13 protein-coding genes are annotated in these 17,463 nt (G+C 59.6%); 9 read left to right on the top strand and 4 right to left on the bottom strand.

Going from position 1 to position 17,463, the window contains the following annotated elements:
- Positions 1-8: 8 nt before the first annotated feature.
- A complete protein-coding gene (locus tag B3I26_RS04145; protein WP_296255310.1) occupies positions 9-806 on the top strand; it encodes a TenA family transcriptional regulator in 798 nt (265 codons plus the stop codon).
- 250 nt (positions 807-1,056) lie between these two features.
- Here B3I26_RS04145 and B3I26_RS04140 read toward each other — a convergent pair whose 3' ends face one another.
- The 4 genes from B3I26_RS04140 to B3I26_RS04125 all read right to left on the bottom strand — a co-directional run bounded on the left by B3I26_RS04140 (position 1,057) and on the right by B3I26_RS04125 (position 4,743).
- The gene (locus B3I26_RS04140) at positions 1,057-1,803 is read right to left on the bottom strand and encodes a YciK family oxidoreductase (protein WP_296255308.1); all 747 of its coding nucleotides are present in this window, start codon (positions 1,801-1,803) and stop codon (positions 1,057-1,059) included.
- Positions 1,804-1,933: 130 nt separating this feature from the next.
- Entirely contained in the window at positions 1,934-2,605 is a 672-nt protein-coding gene (gene mupP, locus B3I26_RS04135) for an N-acetylmuramic acid 6-phosphate phosphatase MupP (RefSeq protein ID WP_296255306.1), read from the bottom strand.
- 3 nt (positions 2,606-2,608) lie between these two features.
- Positions 2,609-3,307: a bifunctional 2-polyprenyl-6-hydroxyphenol methylase/3-demethylubiquinol 3-O-methyltransferase UbiG gene (gene ubiG, locus B3I26_RS04130; protein ID WP_296255304.1), complete on the bottom strand. Its 699-nt coding sequence runs from the start codon at positions 3,305-3,307 to the stop codon at positions 2,609-2,611.
- 107 nt (positions 3,308-3,414) lie between these two features.
- Entirely contained in the window at positions 3,415-4,743 is a 1,329-nt protein-coding gene (locus tag B3I26_RS04125; protein ID WP_296255301.1) for a TRZ/ATZ family hydrolase, read from the bottom strand.
- A gap of 227 nt (positions 4,744-4,970) precedes the next feature.
- On the opposite strand from B3I26_RS04125, the gene mtnA reads away from it, so the two are divergent.
- The 8 genes from mtnA (at position 4,971) to rpsA (ending at position 17,443) form a co-directional block, all read left to right on the top strand.
- Positions 4,971-6,047, top strand: a complete 1,077-nt coding sequence (gene mtnA, locus B3I26_RS04120; protein WP_296255299.1) for an S-methyl-5-thioribose-1-phosphate isomerase — start codon at positions 4,971-4,973, stop codon at positions 6,045-6,047.
- Between the two features lie 305 nt (positions 6,048-6,352).
- On the top strand, positions 6,353-9,148 hold the full coding sequence (gyrA, locus tag B3I26_RS04115; RefSeq protein ID WP_296255296.1) for a DNA gyrase subunit A: 2,796 nt from the start codon (positions 6,353-6,355) through the stop codon (positions 9,146-9,148).
- Positions 9,149-9,266: 118 nt separating this feature from the next.
- Positions 9,267-10,352 (top strand): 3-phosphoserine/phosphohydroxythreonine transaminase, encoded by a 1,086-nt coding sequence (gene serC, locus B3I26_RS04110; protein ID WP_296255294.1) that lies wholly within the window; start codon positions 9,267-9,269, stop codon positions 10,350-10,352.
- The gene (pheA, locus tag B3I26_RS04105; RefSeq protein ID WP_296255293.1) at positions 10,352-11,446 is read left to right on the top strand and encodes a prephenate dehydratase; all 1,095 of its coding nucleotides are present in this window, start codon (positions 10,352-10,354) and stop codon (positions 11,444-11,446) included. The genes serC and pheA overlap by 1 nt, the downstream gene beginning before the upstream one ends.
- Positions 11,447-11,580: 134 nt before the next feature.
- Positions 11,581-12,693, top strand: coding sequence for a histidinol-phosphate transaminase (gene hisC / locus B3I26_RS04100; RefSeq protein WP_296255291.1), 1,113 nt, complete (start codon positions 11,581-11,583; stop codon positions 12,691-12,693).
- Between the two features lie 13 nt (positions 12,694-12,706).
- Complete coding sequence (locus tag B3I26_RS04095) at positions 12,707-14,941, top strand: bifunctional prephenate dehydrogenase/3-phosphoshikimate 1-carboxyvinyltransferase (protein ID WP_296255287.1); 2,235 nt, start codon at positions 12,707-12,709, stop codon at positions 14,939-14,941.
- Complete coding sequence (gene cmk / locus B3I26_RS04090) at positions 14,938-15,627, top strand: (d)CMP kinase (protein WP_296255286.1); 690 nt, start codon at positions 14,938-14,940, stop codon at positions 15,625-15,627. The genes B3I26_RS04095 and cmk overlap by 4 nt, the downstream gene beginning before the upstream one ends.
- A gap of 121 nt (positions 15,628-15,748) precedes the next feature.
- Positions 15,749-17,443, top strand: coding sequence for a 30S ribosomal protein S1 (gene rpsA / locus B3I26_RS04085; protein ID WP_296255283.1), 1,695 nt, complete (start codon positions 15,749-15,751; stop codon positions 17,441-17,443).
- The last annotated feature ends 20 nt before the right edge of the window (positions 17,444-17,463 follow it).

Below are 17,463 nucleotides of genomic sequence, written 5' to 3'. Positions count from 1 at the left end.
GCTACACGGTGATCGATATGTTCACTAGAACCGGTCCGCTGATGGATGCCAGCAGTTACCCCGCTTGGGCCCAGCAATTGATCGAAGATTGCAGTCAAGCCAAGGCTCGCGTGGTAGGGCATGAACTTTATCAACGTATGCGCGACGGCCAGCTCAGTGCCAGGACCATGCGCCAGTATCTGATTGGCGGATGGCCTGTCGTTGAACAGTTTGCGGTGTATATGGCGCATAACCTGACCAAAACCCGCTTTGCCCGTCATCCGGGTGAAGACATGGCGCGGCGCTGGCTGATGCGCAATATTCGGGTCGAACTCAATCATGCCGATTATTGGGTCAACTGGAGCGCGGCCCACGGGGTTACGCTGGAAGATCTGCAAGCGCAGCAGGTCCCCCCGGAATTGCACGCACTGCATCATTGGTGCTGGCAGAGCTCGTCGTCCGAGCCGCTGGTGGTGGCGATCGCAGCGACCAACTATGCCATTGAAGGGGCGACCGGCGAATGGTCTGCTGTCGTATGTTCGCAAGAAACATACGCAGATTTGTTCCCGCCGGAGACGCGCAAGCGCGCCATGAAATGGCTGAAGATGCACGCGCAATACGATGATTCCCACCCTTGGGAAGCCCTTGAAATCATTTGCACACTGGCCGGGAACAACCCTAGCAAGCAATTGCAGACAGACCTGAAAGCGGCTGTCTGTAAAAGCTACGACTATATGTACCTGTTCCTGGAACGGTGCATGGCGCTGGAGCAGCCGCAGGAAGCGAATGGCCCATCGCGCGAGCAGCGTTACGCGGCTCACGCCTGAGGCGATCAGCCGGCACGACGTACAAGACTGTCGGGGGATTCCCCCGGCAGTAGCGCTGAGCAGCCTTGGCTGATGGTCAATTTGAGCGGCTATCCACAGGTCCGCAAACCGATTTCAGTCTCGCGTGCAGCGGGCTTTCGCCTGCCCGTCGACTGACTCCCGGTCTGCGTTGCTCAACACGACCAGACACTCTTCCCCGCCGAACCTGCACACCTGATCGATCCGGTGCTGCACAGTGCAACGGCACCCATCACTTCTTCTGCGCATCAAGCGCCTGGCCATTGGTGCCTGCGCTGTCCGGGCCCATCAGGTACAGGTAAATGGGCATGATTTCTTCAGGCGTCGGGTTGTTCAGCGGATTTTCCGCCGGGTATGCCTGGGCGCGCATTTCGGTTCGGGTGCCGCCGGGGTTAATGCTGTTGGCGCGCACGTTCGCACCACTTCCCAGCTCATCGGCCAGGGTCTGCATCAGCCCCTCGGTGGCGAATTTGGAAACCGCATAAGCCCCCCAGCAAGCTCGACCCTTGCGCCCGACGCTGCTGGACGTGAACACCACCGAGGCATCCGCGGACTGTTTGAGCAGCGGCAGCAAGGTCGTCGTGAGCATGAACGTCGCGTTGACGTTGACGTGCATCACCTGCATGAAATGCTCACCGGATATCGCTTCGATCGGCGTGCGCGGACCGATGATCGACGCGTTGTGCAGCAGGCCATCAAGGTGTCCGAATTGGGCCTCGATCATTGCCGCCAATGAGGCGTACTGAGGGGGCAAGGCGGTTTCCAGGTCAAAGGGTATGACCACCGGTTGCGGATGACCTGCGGCATTGATCTCGTCGTAAATGAGGGCCAGGTTGGACTCGGTCTTACCCAGCAGCACTACCGTTGCGCCATGTGCAGCATAAGTACGGGCAGCGGCAGCCCCAATGCCGCGTCCTGCGCCGGTGACCAGAATGACACGGTCTTTGAGTAGCTCGGGGTGGGCAGAGTAATTGAACATGGGGCTCTCTTGTCCTTGCGATGTTAGATGTTCGGCAGGTGACACGCCCAGACCTATATAGCAGTCCGGCGTGCTGGTGGCGGCGATTTCAAAACTGGCAAGCTTTACTGCCGACGGGGGCGTGCAACGCTCAGCAACTGCACAGCGCGTTATCCAGCACCCGCCGTAGATCCAGCGGATGATCCACGACTACGTCCGCGCCCCAGTGATCGGGGTTGTCGTGAGGGTGAATGTAGCCGTAGCGCACGGCGGCAGTCCTGGTGCCTGCACCGCGGCCCGACTCGATATCGCGCAGATCATCACCCACGAACAGCACGCTGGCCGGGTCCAGATCGAGCATCTTGCAGGCAAGCAGCAGCGGTTCGGGGTCAGGTTTGCTTTTGCTCACATGATCCGGGCAGATCAGGAGTGCCGAGCGTTCGGCCAGGCCCAACTGTTCCATGATCGGCTGCGCGAAACGCACCGGCTTGTTAGTGACCACGCCCCAGATGAGCTTCGCCTTTTCGATGTCCGTCAACAGCTGCTCCATGCCCTCGAACAGCCTGCTATGGACGGCGCAGTCTTTCTGGTAACGCTCCAGAAACTCCAGGCGCAATGTCTCGAATTGCGGCTCGTTCGGCGACATCGCGAACGCTGCCGAGACCATGGCCTTGGCGCCGCCGGAGATTTCATCACGGATCAGTTTGTCGGCGACCGGTGCAAAGCCGCGTTCGATCAGCATCGCCTGACAGATGGCGATGAAGTCCGGTGCGGTATCGAGCAGCGTGCCGTCCATGTCGAATAGAACTGCTTTCAAGCGCATGATTCAGGCCCCCTTGAGCGTCTGGATCATGTAGTTGACGTCGACATCGGAGGCCAGCTTGTAGTGTTTGGTCAGCGGGTTGTAGGTCAGGCCGATAATGTCCTTGACCTGCAGCCCCGCGCTGCGGCTCCAGGCGCCAAGCTCGGACGGACGAATGAACTTCTTGAAGTCATGGGTCCCGCGCGGCAGCAGGTTCATGATGTATTCGGCACCGATGATCGCGAACAGATAAGCCTTCGGATTGCGGTTAATGGTAGAGAAAAAAACCTGGCCACCCGGCTTGACCATCGCGTAGCAGGCGCGAATCACGGACGACGGATCGGGTACGTGCTCAAGCATTTCCAGGCAGGTCACGACATCGAACTGCTCGGGCATCTCTTCGGCCAGGGCTTCGGCCGTGATCTGGCGATATTCGACGCTGACTCCCGACTCCAGCTGATGCAGTTGCGCCACGGCCAAGGGTGCTTCACCCATGTCGATCCCGGTCACGGTGGCGCCGCGCAGGGCCATCGCCTCGCTGAGAATGCCGCCCCCGCAACCAACGTCGAGCACCTTCTTGCCCGCCAGACTGACGCGCTCGTCAATCCAGTTCACCCGCAGCGGATTGATATCGTGCAGCGGTTTGAATTCGCTATTGCGATCCCACCAGCGATGGGCCAGGGCCTCGAATTTGGCGATTTCGGCGTTGTCGACGTTGCTCATCTGTGATTCCTCTAAAACTTGAAATTCGGTGCCAGATCGCGGCGTCTGGCCGTGATCGTGCAAAAACGTGGCGCTGGTGTACGACGCTCTCGACTCAGGCTGGTCCGTCAGGCCTTGGCGGCGATGCGATTGCCCCAGGCTTTGGCGGTCCTGATTAACGCTTCTTCATCCATTCGCGTCAGGCGCTTGTCCTGCAGCAGTTGTTTACCTGCGACCCAGACGTGCTGCACGCAGTCACGGCCGCTGGCGTAGATAAGCTGCGAAACCGAATCGTAAATGGGCTGTTGCGCCAGTCCCGACAGGTCGAATGCGACCATGTCTGCTGCCTTGCCGATTTCCAGCGAACCGGTGAGGTGCTCGATGCCCAAGGCTCGTGCGCCGTTGAGCGTTGCCATGCGCAGCGCGCGGTGTGCGTCCAGTGCGGTCGCCGAGCCAGCCACGGCCTTTGCCAGTAACGCAGCAGTGCGTGTTTCGCCGAGCAAGTCCAGATCGTTGTTGCTGGCCGCTCCGTCGGTGCCTATCGCGACATTGACTCCTGCTTGCCAAAGCCGTTCGACCGGGCAAAAACCACTGGCCAGCTTCAGGTTCGATTCCGGGCAATGAATGACGCTTGAGTTGGTTTCTACCAGCATCGCCAGGTCATCATCGCTGATCTGGGTCATGTGCACGGCCTGAAAGCGCGGACCCAGCAGGCCCAGCCGGTGCAGCCGCGCGAGCGGGCGTTCCTGACGCTGCTGGACCGCTTCACTCACTTCAAATGCAGTTTCATGGACATGCATGTGAATCGCCGCGTCCAGCTCGTCGGCGATGACCCGGATCTTTTCCAGATTTTCGTCGCTGACGGTGTAGGGCGCGTGTGGTCCCATGGCAATTGTGATCCGGTCGTGATGAGCCAGGTCGTTGAACAATTCGACGCCGATGTGCAGGGATTCGTCGGCGTTACGCGCCCCGGGTATCGGGAAGTCCAGCACTGGCACGGTGATTTGTGCGCGAATGCCGCTGTTGTGCACGCGTTCGCAGGCGATTTTCGGAAAGAAATACATATCAGAGAAACAGGTGATGCCGCCCTTGAGTTGCTCTGCGATGGCAATATCGGTGCCGTCGCGCACGAAGTCCTCATCGACCCATTTGCTCTCGGCGGGCCAGATATGGTCCTCAAGCCAGGTCATCAACGGCAGATCATCGGCCAGGCCGCGGAACAGCGTCATCGCCGCATGCCCGTGGGCGTTGATCAGGCCCGGACTGAGCAGCATGCCTGGCAGTTCTCGGACCTGCAGAGCATTTTTCCGCAGAGCCTCTGCCTTGGGGCCAATGTACGCGATCACCCCGTCCCGAATCCCGATGCCGTGTTGCTGCAGTACTACCCCGGCGGGTTCGACCGGCACCAGCCAGTCCGGCAGCAGCAGAAGGTCGAGCGGGGCAGCGGAGTGGGGCATGAGGACGGGCATCCAGGGGCTTTTACGGGAGGGCGAAGTATACCCGAGCGCCTCGGCGGGCGGCTCGCTATAATCGGCGGCTTTTTCAGCTGCTGGCCATTTGACTGCTTGCGCCGATATCAATTGTGGGAGCGAGCATGCTCGTGAACGCTAAGGTTCGATCACTACAAACGATTGGAACGTACCGAGCGCCCCGATCTTCGAAATTTCATCATGTGGGGTGTGCAATGCGTGATCGACTACTGGCGGCAGAGAAGGTAAAGGCCATCGATTGGCAGGACGGCACGCTGTATCTGCTGGATCAGCGCGTCCTGCCATTCGAGCAGACCTGGCAGGCCTTCGACAGTGCCGAAGGCGTGGCCGAGGCTATCCGAACCATGACCGTGCGTGGCGCGCCGGCCATCGGCATTGCTGCGGCGTATGGCTTGGTGCTGGCGGTCTTTGAACGTTACGCCCTGGGTGGCGATTGGCAGATGGCGCTGGAGGAAGATTTCGATCTGCTGGTCAACACACGGCCCACAGCCGTCAATCTGTTCTGGGCGCTGAACCGCATGCGCGGGCGCCTGTATCGGCTCAAGGACCATGAAGACCCTCGCGCAGCGATGGAGGCCGAGGCAGTGGCGATCCATCTCAGCGACCGCGAAGCCAACCTGACCATGGCGCAACTGGGAGTGGATTCGATCCGCAAACATCAGGGCAACCTGCAAACGGTGCTCACTCACTGCAACGCCGGTGCCCTTGCCACCGGCGGCTTCGGTACGGCACTGGGGGTGGTTCGCGCAGCTTATATAGACGGCATGATCGAGCGCGTATATGCCGACGAAACCCGACCCTGGCTGCAAGGCTCGCGTCTGACGGCCTGGGAACTGGCCAGCGAAGGCATTCCGGTGACGGTCACGGCGGACTCGGCGGCCGCGCACCTGATGAAGACCAAGGGCATCACCTGGGTCATCGTCGGCGCGGACCGCATCACCGCCAATGGAGATGTGGCGAACAAGATCGGCACCTACCAACTGGCTGTTGCGGCCATGCATCATGGCGTTCGGTTCATGGTGGTGGCGCCCAGTTCGACGATCGACATGAACCTGGCCAGCGGCGAGGAGATTCCCATTGAAGAGCGCCAGGATAGCGAATTGCTGGAAGTGGCAGGCCGCAGGCTGGGCGCGGGTGTCAGCGCTTTTAATCCGGTATTCGATGTGACGCCGGCTGACCTGATCGATGTCATCGTGACCGAGAAAGGCATCGTCGAACGCCCCGACACGGCAAAAATGGCCCAGCTGATGTGCCGTAAACGCTTGCATTGAGCTCTGTGCAACAGGCGCTACCATCCGGCGGGGTGAGCGCTACGGGGCCCTGTAGGCGCACTACAGGCCGCTAGTGGCGAAATGGCTCGTTTTCAGCGCTCTCAAATGCTTCGTGCCTGACCGCGATTGTGGTAACATCCGGCGGTTTCCAAGGGGGCGCAATGCAGCCTTCTTTACTGCGCAAATCCCTGGCTTAAATCGCTGATTTGTCGTAAGTCGCTGCCAGGCAATCGCCGGCGGCGGCGAGCTTCGCTCATCCCGGATGGATGCGCGAGGTTTCACCAGAAAAAGGAATCAGGCTTCTCATGGGCGAACTGGCCAAAGAAATCCTCCCGGTCAATATCGAAGACGAGCTGAAGCAGTCCTACCTCGACTACGCGATGAGCGTCATCGTCGGACGAGCTCTGCCCGATGCACGTGACGGCTTGAAGCCCGTGCACCGGCGTGTACTGTTTGCAATGAGCGAACTGGGTAACGACTGGAACAAGCCGTACAAGAAATCCGCTCGTGTGGTCGGTGACGTCATCGGTAAGTACCACCCGCATGGCGACACAGCTGTCTACGACACCATCGTGCGTATGGCTCAACCCTTCTCCCTGCGCTACCTGCTGGTAGATGGCCAGGGCAACTTCGGTTCCGTAGACGGCGATAACGCAGCCGCCATGCGATACACCGAAGTGCGCATGACCAAGCTGGCCCACGAGTTGCTGGCGGACCTGCACAAGGAAACCGTCGATTGGGTGCCCAACTACGACGGCACCGAGCAGATCCCGGCAGTCATGCCGACGCGTATCCCCAACCTGCTGGTCAACGGTTCCAGTGGTATCGCCGTGGGGATGGCGACCAACATTCCGCCGCATAACCTCGGTGAAATCATCGACGGTTGCCTGGCCCTGATCGACAACGGCGACCTGACCGTCGACGAGTTGATGCAATACATTCCCGGCCCTGATTTCCCGACAGCGGGCATCATCAACGGCCGTGCCGGTATCGTCGAAGCCTACAAGACCGGTCGTGGCCGCATTTACATGCGCGCCCGTTCCATGGTCGAAGACATTGACAAGGTCGGCGGTCGCCAGCAGATCGTAATTACCGAGCTGCCGTATCAACTGAACAAGGCGCGGCTGATCGAAAAGATCGCCGAGCTGGTGAAAGAGAAAAAGCTCGAAGGCATCACCGAATTGCGTGACGAGTCCGACAAGGACGGCATGCGCGTGGTCATCGAACTGCGTCGTGGCGAGGTGCCCGAGGTCATCCTTAACAACCTCTACGCCCAGACTCAGTTGCAGAGCGTGTTCGGCATCAACATCGTTGCGCTGATCGACGGTCGCCCACGGATCCTCAACCTCAAGGATCTGCTGGAAGCTTTCATTCGCCACCGCCGCGAAGTGGTTACCCGTCGTACCGTCTTCGAACTGCGCAAGGCCCGTGAGCGCGGTCACATCCTCGAAGGTCAGGCCGTTGCCTTGTCGAACATCGACCCGGTGATCGAACTGATCAAGGCTTCGCCGACCCCGGCAGAGGCCAAGGAAGGTCTGATCAACACGCCGTGGGAGTCGAGCGCCGTCGTGGAGATGGTCGAGCGCGCAGGCGCCGAATCGTCCCGTCCGGAAAACCTCGATCCGCAATATGGCCTGCGTGACGGCAAGTATTTCCTGTCGCCGGAACAGGCTCAAGCGATCCTGGAACTGCGTCTGCACCGCCTGACCGGTCTGGAACACGAAAAACTGCTGACCGAGTATCAGGAAATCCTGACCCAGATCGGCGAGCTGATCCGCATTCTCAACAGTTCAACGCGCTTGATGGAAGTCATTCGCGAAGAACTGGAACTGATTCGCGCCGAATACGGTGACGTGCGGCGTACCGAAATCCTCGATGCGCGTCTGGATCTGACCCTGGGTGACATGATCCCGGAAGAAGAGCGTGTCGTGACCATCTCCCACGGTGGGTATGCCAAGACTCAACCGCTGGCCGTGTACCAGGCTCAACGTCGCGGCGGTAAAGGCAAGTCGGCCACCGGCGTCAAGGATGAGGACTACATCGCTCATCTGCTGGTCGCCAACAGCCACACCACGCTGCTGATGTTCTCCAGCAAGGGCAAGGTTTACTGGCTCAAGACCTACGAAATTCCGGAAGCGTCCCGCGCCGCCCGTGGTCGTCCGCTGGTCAACCTGTTGCCGCTGAGTGAAGGCGAATACATCACCACGATGCTGCCGGTCGATCTGGAAGCCATGCGCAAGCGGGCTGACGAAGAAGAGGTTGAAGGCGTGGAAGTCGATGTCGAAGACATCGAGAACAGCAACGAGACCGAAGAAGAGCGCAAAGCGCGGATCAAGGCTGCCGACAAGAAGAAGGCCCCGTTCATCTTCATGTCCACTGCCAATGGCACCGTCAAGAAGACCCCGCTGGTAGCCTTCAGCCGTCAACGCAGCGTCGGTCTGATCGCGCTGGAACTGGACGAAGGCGACATCCTGATCTCCGCAGCCATTACCGATGGCGAGCAGGAAATCATGCTGTTCTCCGACGGCGGCAAGGTCACCCGCTTCAAGGAATCCGACGTCCGTGCCATGGGTCGTACTGCCCGTGGTGTGCGAGGCATGCGCCTGGCCGAGGGACAGAAGCTGATTTCGATGCTGATTCCGGAAGAAGGCAGCCAGATCCTCACTGCTTCCGAGCGTGGTTATGGCAAGCGTACCGCGATCACCGAGTTCCCTGAATACAAGCGCGGCGGTCAGGGCGTCATCGCCATGGTCAGCAACGAGCGTAACGGCCGTCTGGTCGGCGCGGTTCAGGTGCAGGACGGCGAGGAGATCATGCTTATTTCCGACCAGGGCACGCTGGTGCGTACCCGCGTCAGCGAAGTATCCAGTCTGGGCCGCAACACGCAGGGCGTCACCTTGATCAAGCTGGCCAAGGACGAGAAGCTGGTCGGTCTGGAGCGGGTTCAGGAGCCGTCGGAAGTCGAAGGCGAAGAGCTGGAAGGCGTAGTGCTCGATGGCGAAGAACTGGAAGGTGAGGTTGCAAACCTCTCCGACTCCGACGAATCGGCCAACGAACTGCAAGCCGATGCCGGCGCTGACGAAGAAGAACCGCAAGACTGATAAACGTTGTTTTTGAGGGCCCTTCACGGGCCCTCTTGGCTTTGGCCAGAACTGCAGCCGCGCCGAAGGGCCTGTCGGCTGCAGCCGTTTCGAATTCAACGAGTTGACGAGGGTGGATATGAGCAAGCGAGCCTTTAACTTCTGCGCCGGTCCTGCCGCGCTTCCTGATGCTGTTTTGCAACGCGCCCAGGCCGAGATGCTCGACTGGCACGGCAAAGGCTTGTCAGTGATGGAGATGAGTCATCGCAGCGACGATTACACGGCCATCGCCAGGAAGGCGGAGCAAGATCTGCGCGAGCTGCTGTCCGTTCCGTCCCACTACAAAATTCTTTTTCTGCAAGGTGGTGCTAGCCAGCAGTTTGCGGAAATTCCGCTGAACCTGCTGCCGGAAAATGGCACGGCCGATTACGTCGAAACCGGCATCTGGTCGAAAAAGGCCATTGAAGAAGCCCGCCGTTTCGGCAATGTCAACGTCGCGGCCAGTGCCAAGCCTTTCGACTACCTGGCGATCCCGGGGCAGAACGAATGGAAGCTGACCCAAAACGCGGCTTACGTCCACTACGCCTCCAACGAAACCATTGGCGGCTTGCAGTTCGACTGGGTACCGCAGACCGGTGACGTACCGTTGGTGGTCGACATGTCTTCGGACATTCTGTCGCGCCCAATCGATGTCTCGCAGTTTGGTCTGATCTACGCTGGCGCACAGAAGAACATCGGCCCTAGCGGGCTGGTGGTCGTGATTGTGCGTGAAGACCTGCTCGGTCGTGCGCGCAGCAGTTGTCCTACCATGCTTGACTATAAGGTCTCGGCCGATAACGACTCGATGTACAACACGCCAGCCACATACTCCTGGTATTTGTCGGGTCTGGTCTTCGAGTGGCTCAGGGAACAAGGCGGCGTCGAGGCCATGGAACAACGCAACCGCGCCAAGAAAGAGCGCCTCTATGGCTTTATCGACAACAGCGAGTTTTATTCCAACCCGATCAGCCACAACGCCCGCTCGTGGATGAACGTGCCGTTCCGGCTGGCTGACGAGCGTCTTGACAAGACTTTCCTGGCCGGTGCCGATGAGCGTGGTTTGCTCAACCTTAAAGGCCATCGGTCGGTCGGCGGCATGCGTGCTTCGATCTACAACGCTCTGGGTTTGGAAGCAGTTGAAGCGCTGGTGGCCTACATGGCCGAATTTGAGAAGGAACATGGCTAATGTCTGAACAAGAGCTCAAGGCGCTGCGCGTACGCATCGACAGCCTGGACGAAAAGGTCCTGGAACTGATCAGCGAACGGGCACGCTGCGCGCAGGAAGTGGCGCGGGTAAAAATGGCCAGTCTTGCGGAGGGCGAGGAACCGGTGTTCTATCGTCCTGAGCGCGAAGCCGCCGTGCTCAAGCGCGTCATGGAGCGCAATCGAGGCCCGCTGAGCAACGAGGAAATGGCGCGTTTGTTCCGCGAAATCATGTCGTCGTGCCTGGCGCTGGAACAGCCGCTCAAGGTCGCCTACCTCGGCCCTGAAGGCACCTTCACCCAGGCGGCAGCGCTCAAGCATTTCGGCCATGCAGTGATCAGCAAGCCGATGGCTGCCATCGACGAAGTGTTCCGCGAAGTGGCCGCCGGCGCGGTCAACTTCGGCGTGGTTCCAGTAGAAAACTCCACCGAGGGTGCGGTCAACCACACCCTGGACAGCTTCCTCGAGCATGACATGGTCATCTGCGGCGAGGTCGAACTGCGTATTCACCACCATTTGCTGGTGGGCGAAAATACCAAAACTGACAGCATCAGCCGCATTTACTCCCACGCCCAGTCGCTGGCCCAGTGCCGCAAATGGCTGGACGCTCATTACCCCAACGTCGAACGCGTGGCGGTGTCCAGCAACGCCGAAGCCGCCAAGCGTGTGAAGGGCGAGTGGAGCTCTGCCGCCATCGCCGGTGACATGGCGGCGGGCCTGTATGGCCTGCTGCGTATTGCCGAGAAGATCGAGGATCGTCCAGACAACTCGACACGCTTTTTGATGATCGGTAACCAGGAAGTGCCGCCGACCGGCGATGACAAGACCTCGATCATCGTGTCGATGAGCAACAAGCCTGGCGCATTGCACGAATTGCTGGGGCCTTTCCACGAGAACGGTATCGACCTGACCCGCATCGAAACGCGCCCTTCGCGCAGTGGTAAATGGACCTACGTGTTCTTTATCGATTTCGTCGGCCATCACCGGGATCCGTTGATCAAGGCGGTGCTGGAGCGGATCAGTCAGGAGGCCGTGGCGCTCAAGGTGCTGGGTTCCTATCCGAAAGCAGTTCTCTAGCGGTGTCGATTACATCGCAGATCCTGTAGCAGTCCGGCTTGTCCGCGGCAGCGATGTCAAGTACGTCGCCGCCAGCAAGCCGGACGGCTGCAGCGTCTAAGCCTGCAGTTGTCCTAGAAGAGGTAAAGCGGTACATGAGCGGCGACTTCCTCGCGCTGGCCCAGGCCGGCGTGCAAAAACTATCGCCTTACGTTCCCGGCAAGCCGGTGGACGAGTTGGCGCGTGAGCTGGATATCGACCCGGCTCGCATCATCAAGCTGGCCAGCAACGAAAACCCGCTGGGCGGGAGTCCGAAGGCGCTGGCGGCAATTCGTGACGCGTTGGCGGAACTGACCCGCTATCCAGACGGCAATGGCTTTGAGCTCAAGCAGTTGCTGTCCCGCCGGTGTGGCGTAGAGCCTACTCAGGTGACACTGGGCAATGGTTCCAACGACATTCTTGAGATTGTTGCCCGGGCCTATCTCGCTCCTGGCCTGAATGCAGTATTCAGCGAACACGCATTCGCCATCTATCCGATCGTTACCCAGGCCGTGGGCGCCGACGCGCGCGTGGCCAAGGCCAAGGATTGGGGGCACGACCTGCCTGCCATGCTTGCCGCGATCGACAGCAACACTCGCGTTGTCTTCATCGCCAACCCGAATAACCCCACCGGCACCTGGTTCGGCCCGCAGGCGCTGGCCGCGTTCCTCGCCGATGTGCCGGAAGACGTGCTGGTGGTCCTCGATGAGGCCTACATCGAATACGCCGAAGGTGCCGATTTGCCAGACGGCCTGAATTTCCTCGGCCAATACCCGAACCTGCTTGTCTCGCGCACATTCTCCAAGGCCTATGGGCTGGCATCGCTAAGGGTGGGCTACGCGCTGTCTTCGGCGGTGGTGGCCGATGTGTTGAACCGCGTGCGTCAGCCCTTCAACGTTAACAGCCTGGCCCTGGTGGCCGCCTGCGCGGCGCTTGATGATGCGCAGTTCGTCACCCAAAGCCGCGAGCTGAACGAAGCAGGTATGCAGCAGCTTGAGCAGGGTCTGCGTGAGTTGGGGCTGCAGTGGATTGCTTCCAAAGCCAACTTCATCGCCGTCGACGTCGGCCGTGAGGCCGCATCGGTTTACCAGGGACTGTTGAGCGAGGGGGTGATTGTGCGTCCGGTTGCCGGTTACGGCATGCCCAATCACTTGCGTGTAAGTATTGGCCTGCCTGCTGAAAACAGCCGCTTCCTCGAAGCCTTGAGCAAGGTTCTGGCGCGTGGTTGATGCCATACCTGATATGAGGGCAGTGCGATCCGTTGCGCCCAGGATCGGCCGCCTGGTGGTGGTTGGTCTCGGCCTGATCGGAGGCTCGTTCGCCAAGGGGCTGAAAGAAAGCGGTCTGTGTCGCGAGGTAGTGGGTGTCGATCTTGACCCTCAGTCGCGCAGGCTGGCTGTCGAGCTGGGTGTAGTGGACCGCTGTGAAGCCGATCTCGCTGTTGCCTGCACCGGCGCCGATGTCATTCAACTGGCGGTGCCGATCCTGGCCATGGAAAGACTGCTGGGCGTGCTCGCTACGCTCGACCTCGGTAATGCTGTATTGACCGACGTAGGCAGCGCCAAGGGCAATGTCGTGCGCGCAGCGCGTGACGCGTTTGGCGTGATGCCTGCGCGTTTCGTGCCGGGCCACCCGATCGCCGGGTCCGAGCAAAGCGGAGTCGAGGCCTCCAACGCGACGTTGTTCCGCCGACACAAAGTGATTCTGACGCCGTTGCCCGGCACCGATCCCGCGGCTTTGGCCCTGGTTGACCTGATGTGGTCCGAGCTGGGAGCCGACGTTGAGCACATGCAGGTCGAGCGCCACGACGAAGTGCTGGCGGCGACCAGCCATCTGCCGCATCTGTTGGCCTTTGGCTTGGTGGATTCACTGGCCAAGCGCAATGAAAACCTCGACATCTTCCGTTATGCGGCGGGCGGTTTTCGTGACTTCACCCGAATTGCCGGCAGCGATCCAGTGATGTGGCATGACATCTTTCTCGCCAATCGCGAGGCCGTGCTGCGCACGCTGGATACCTTCCGCCACGATCTCGACGCATTGCGTGATGCAGTGGATGCAGGCGACGGTCACCAGCTTCTTGGTGTTTTCACCCGCGCCCGGGTGGCCCGCGAGCATTTCGGCAAGATACTCGCTCGACGTGCCTACGTTGAGCCCGTTGCCGTCGGTGAGCTGGCGTTCAGCGCTGAACCGGGTGGCAGCGTGCGCGGCCAAATTCGCGTGCCGGGCGACAAGTCCATTTCGCATCGCTCGATCATGCTTGGCTCCATCGCCGAAGGCACGACCGAGGTCGATGGCTTCCTTGAAGGTGAGGACGCGCTGGCTACGCTGCAAGCGTTCCGGGACATGGGCGTGGTCATCGAAGGTCCGCATCATGGTCGCCTGACCATCCATGGCGTCGGTCTTTACGGTCTTAAACCCGCTCCCGGCCCGATCTACCTGGGTAATTCGGCGACTTCGATGCGCTTGTTGTCAGGTCTGCTGGCAGGGCAGCGTTTCGACAGCGTTCTCACTGGTGATGCGTCGTTGTCCAAGCGCCCGATGGCGCGGGTAGCCGAGCCCTTGCGTCAAATGGGTGCTGTGGTCGAGACCGCTGCCGACGGTCATCCGCCGCTGACCATTCGCGCAGGCAAGCCGCTGCATGGCATCGGTTATGTGATGCCGATGGCCAGCGCCCAGGTCAAATCCTGCCTGCTGCTTGCCGGCCTGTATGCCGAAGGTGTGACAACTGTCACTGAACCTGCCCCGACACGCGATCACACCGAACGCATGTTGCGCGGATTTGGCTATCCGGTATCGGGCAACGGTGCAACGGCCACGGTTAAATCGGGTGCAACGCTGACCGCTACCCGTATTGAAGTGCCGGCCGATATCTCATCGGCAGCCTTTTTCCTGGTGGCGGCATCGATTGCAGAGGGCTCCGATCTGGTGCTCGAGCATGTCGGCGTCAACCCGACCCGCACCGGCGTCATCGACATCCTGCGCCTGATGGGGGCAGACATTTCCGTGCAGAACCTGCGCGAAGTGGGGGGCGAGCCAGTTGCCGAGCTGCGTGTTCGTCACGCGAAACTCAAAGGTATCGTGATACCCGAAGCGCTTGTGCCGCTGGCCATCGACGAGTTTCCGGTATTGTTCGTGGCTGCCGCGTGTGCTGACGGGCGTACCGTGCTGCGCGGGGCACAGGAATTGCGTGTCAAGGAGTCCGATCGCCTGCAGGCCATGGCCGATGGTTTGGCCATACTGGGTGTCAAGGTTGAACCGACTGCCGATGGCCTCATTATCGACGGCGGTAATATCGGCGGTGGCGAAGTCAACAGTCATGGGGATCATCGTATCGCCATGGCTTTCAGTATCGCGTCGTTGCGCGCGTCGGCCCCGATCCGTATCCGGGACTGCGCCAATGTTGCGACTTCTTTTCCCAATTTCCTGGCGCTGTGTAGCCAGGTGGGTATTCGTGTAGCGCAAGAGGGGCAATCGTGAAAGTTCAAGCTCCGGTCATTACGATCGACGGACCAAGCGGTTCAGGGAAGGGGACGGTAGCCGGCATGCTGGCCAAACGTCTGGGTTGGTGTCTGCTGGATTCCGGGGCGCTGTACCGTCTATTGGCGTTCGCTGCCCGCAACCACGGCGTCGACCTGACCAATGAAGAGGCGCTCAAGCTTCTGGCCGCGCATCTGGACGTGCAATTCGAGGCGGCGACCGGGGATCACGGTCAGCGCATCATTCTGGAAGGCGAAGAAGTGACGCTGGCGATTCGCAACGAGCAAATTGGCAGCGGTGCGTCGCAGGTGGCTTCATTGCCAGTGGTGCGTGAGGCGCTGCTGCAGCGCCAGCGCGCATTCCAGGAGTTTCCCGGGCTGATTGCCGATGGCCGCGACATGGGCACCGTGGTGTTTCCCTCGGCACCGTTGAAGATTTTTCTGACCGCCAGTGTCGAGGAGCGTGCCCGGCGTCGATATTTGCAGTTGAAGGCCAAGGGCGACGATGTTAGTCTGCCGAGTCTGCTAGATGAGATACGCGTCCGCGACGAGCGTGACACCCAGCGAGCGGTAGCACCGCTCAAACCGGCGCATGACGCTATCCAGCTGGATTCCACCGAATTGTCCGTCGAGCAGGTACTGCAATGCATCCTGAGTGAGGTCGCACTTCGCGATCTTGCCGGATGACCAGAAAGCCATGTGGGAGACCAGTCATAGTCCCGCAGGCTTTCTTTCATATGAACGAAACCCACGTTGTCTGGAGCGTGGCAGATAGGCGTATTCTTCGCCTTTATCAACAGGAATTAAAATGAGCGAAAGCTTTGCTGAACTTTTCGAAGAAAGCCTAAAGACCCTAAACCTGCAGGCCGGTTCGATCATCACCGCTATCATCGTTGATATCGATTACCAGGCCGGTTGGGTCACCGTTCACGCTGGTTTGAAGTCTGAAGGCCTCATCCCGCTGGAGCAGTTCCACAACGACGCCGGCGAGCTGACCATCAACATCGGCGACGAAGTACACGTCGCGCTGGACGCGGTAGAAGACGGCTTTGGTGAAACCAAGCTGTCCCGCGAAAAAGCCAAGCGTGCAGAGTGCTGGATCGTTCTGGAAGCGGCTTTCGCAGCTGAAGAAGTGGTCAAGGGCGTTATCAACGGTAAGGTTAAAGGCGGCTTCACTGTCGACGTTAACGGCATCCGTGCGTTCCTGCCAGGTTCTCTGGTTGACGTCCGTCCAGTGCGCGATACTACGCACCTGGAAGGCAAAGAGCTGGAATTCAAGGTCATCAAGCTGGACCAGAAGCGCAACAACGTTGTCGTTTCCCGTCGCAGCGTCCTGGAAGCCGAGAACAGCGCCGAGCGCGAAGCTCTGCTGGAATCCCTGCAGGAAGGTCAGCAAGTCAAAGGTATCGTCAAGAACCTCACCGATTACGGCGCATTCGTCGATCTGGGTGGCGTCGATGGCCTGCTGCACATCACCGACATGGCCTGGAAGCGTATCAAGCATCCATCGGAAATCGTCAATGTTGGCGATGAGATCGATGTTAAAGTCCTGAAGTATGATCGCGAGCGCAATCGTGTTTCCCTGGGCCTGAAGCAACTGGGTGAAGATCCATGGGTTGCTATCAAGGCACGTTACCCAGAAGGCACTCGCGTAACCGCGCGTGTTACCAACCTGACCGACTACGGCTGCTTCGCAGAGCTGGAAGAAGGCGTGGAAGGCCTGGTACACGTTTCCGAAATGGACTGGACCAACAAGAACATCCACCCATCGAAAGTCGTTCAGGTTGGCGACGAAGTGGAAGTCATGGTTCTGGACATCGACGAAGAGCGCCGTCGTATTTCCCTGGGTATCAAACAGTGCAAGTCGAACCCATGGGAAGACTTCTCTGGCCAGTTCAACAAGGGCGACAAGATCTCCGGCACCATCAAGTCGATCACCGATTTCGGTATCTTCATTGGTCTGGATGGCGGCATCGACGGTCTGGTCCACCTGTCGGACATCTCGTGGAACGAAGTGGGCGAAGAAGCCGTGCGTCGTTTCAAGAAGGGCGACGAGCTCGACACCGTGATCCTGTCTGTTGATCCAGAGCGTGAGCGTATCTCGCTGGGCATCAAGCAGCTGGAAAGCGATCCGTTCTCCGAGTACGTCACTGTCAATGACAAAGGCGCTATCGTTCGCGGTACCGTTAAAGAAGTTGACGCTAAAGGCGCTATCATCACTCTTGCCGACGACATCGAAGCCACCCTCAAAGCCTCTGAAATCAGCCGTGACCGCGTTGAAGACGCGCGTAACGTTCTGAAAGAAGGCGAAGAGATCGAAGCCAAGATCATCAGCGTTGACCGTAAGAGCCGTGTGATCAGCTTGTCTATCAAGTCCAAGGACGTCGAAGACGAGAAAGAAGCGATTCAGAGCCTGCGCGAGAAGCCAACCACCTCTGACATTGCTGCTGGTCCTACCACTCTGGGTGATCTGTTGCGCGCTCAAATGGAAAAGCAGAACTAAGTTCTGTCTGACTATTAAAA

Origin of the sequence: Pseudomonas sp. UBA5706 (assembly GCF_002419965.1) — a bacterium.
Taxonomy (GTDB): Bacteria; Pseudomonadota; Gammaproteobacteria; order Pseudomonadales; family Pseudomonadaceae; genus Aquipseudomonas.
This window is presented reverse-complemented; position numbering and strand designations above follow the sequence as displayed.

What these genes read in the sequence shown, in the direction of transcription:
- ubiG (WP_296255304.1), bottom strand. Translation starts at nt 3,307, where the DNA reads ATGAGCAACGTCGACAACGCCGAAATCGCCAAATTCGAGGCCCTGGCC.
- mtnA (WP_296255299.1), top strand. Translation starts at nt 4,971, where the DNA reads ATGCGTGATCGACTACTGGCGGCAGAGAAGGTAAAGGCCATCGATTGG.
- B3I26_RS04140 (WP_296255308.1), bottom strand. Translation starts at nt 1,803, where the DNA reads ATGTTCAATTACTCTGCCCACCCCGAGCTACTCAAAGACCGTGTCATT.
- serC (WP_296255294.1), top strand. Translation starts at nt 9,267, where the DNA reads ATGAGCAAGCGAGCCTTTAACTTCTGCGCCGGTCCTGCCGCGCTTCCT.
- pheA (WP_296255293.1), top strand. Translation starts at nt 10,352, where the DNA reads ATGTCTGAACAAGAGCTCAAGGCGCTGCGCGTACGCATCGACAGCCTG.
- B3I26_RS04095 (WP_296255287.1), top strand. Translation starts at nt 12,707, where the DNA reads ATGAGGGCAGTGCGATCCGTTGCGCCCAGGATCGGCCGCCTGGTGGTG.
- gyrA (WP_296255296.1), top strand. Translation starts at nt 6,353, where the DNA reads ATGGGCGAACTGGCCAAAGAAATCCTCCCGGTCAATATCGAAGACGAG.
- B3I26_RS04125 (WP_296255301.1), bottom strand. Translation starts at nt 4,743, where the DNA reads ATGCCCCACTCCGCTGCCCCGCTCGACCTTCTGCTGCTGCCGGACTGG.
- rpsA (WP_296255283.1), top strand. Translation starts at nt 15,749, where the DNA reads ATGAGCGAAAGCTTTGCTGAACTTTTCGAAGAAAGCCTAAAGACCCTA.
- mupP (WP_296255306.1), bottom strand. Translation starts at nt 2,605, where the DNA reads ATGCGCTTGAAAGCAGTTCTATTCGACATGGACGGCACGCTGCTCGAT.
- hisC (WP_296255291.1), top strand. Translation starts at nt 11,581, where the DNA reads ATGAGCGGCGACTTCCTCGCGCTGGCCCAGGCCGGCGTGCAAAAACTA.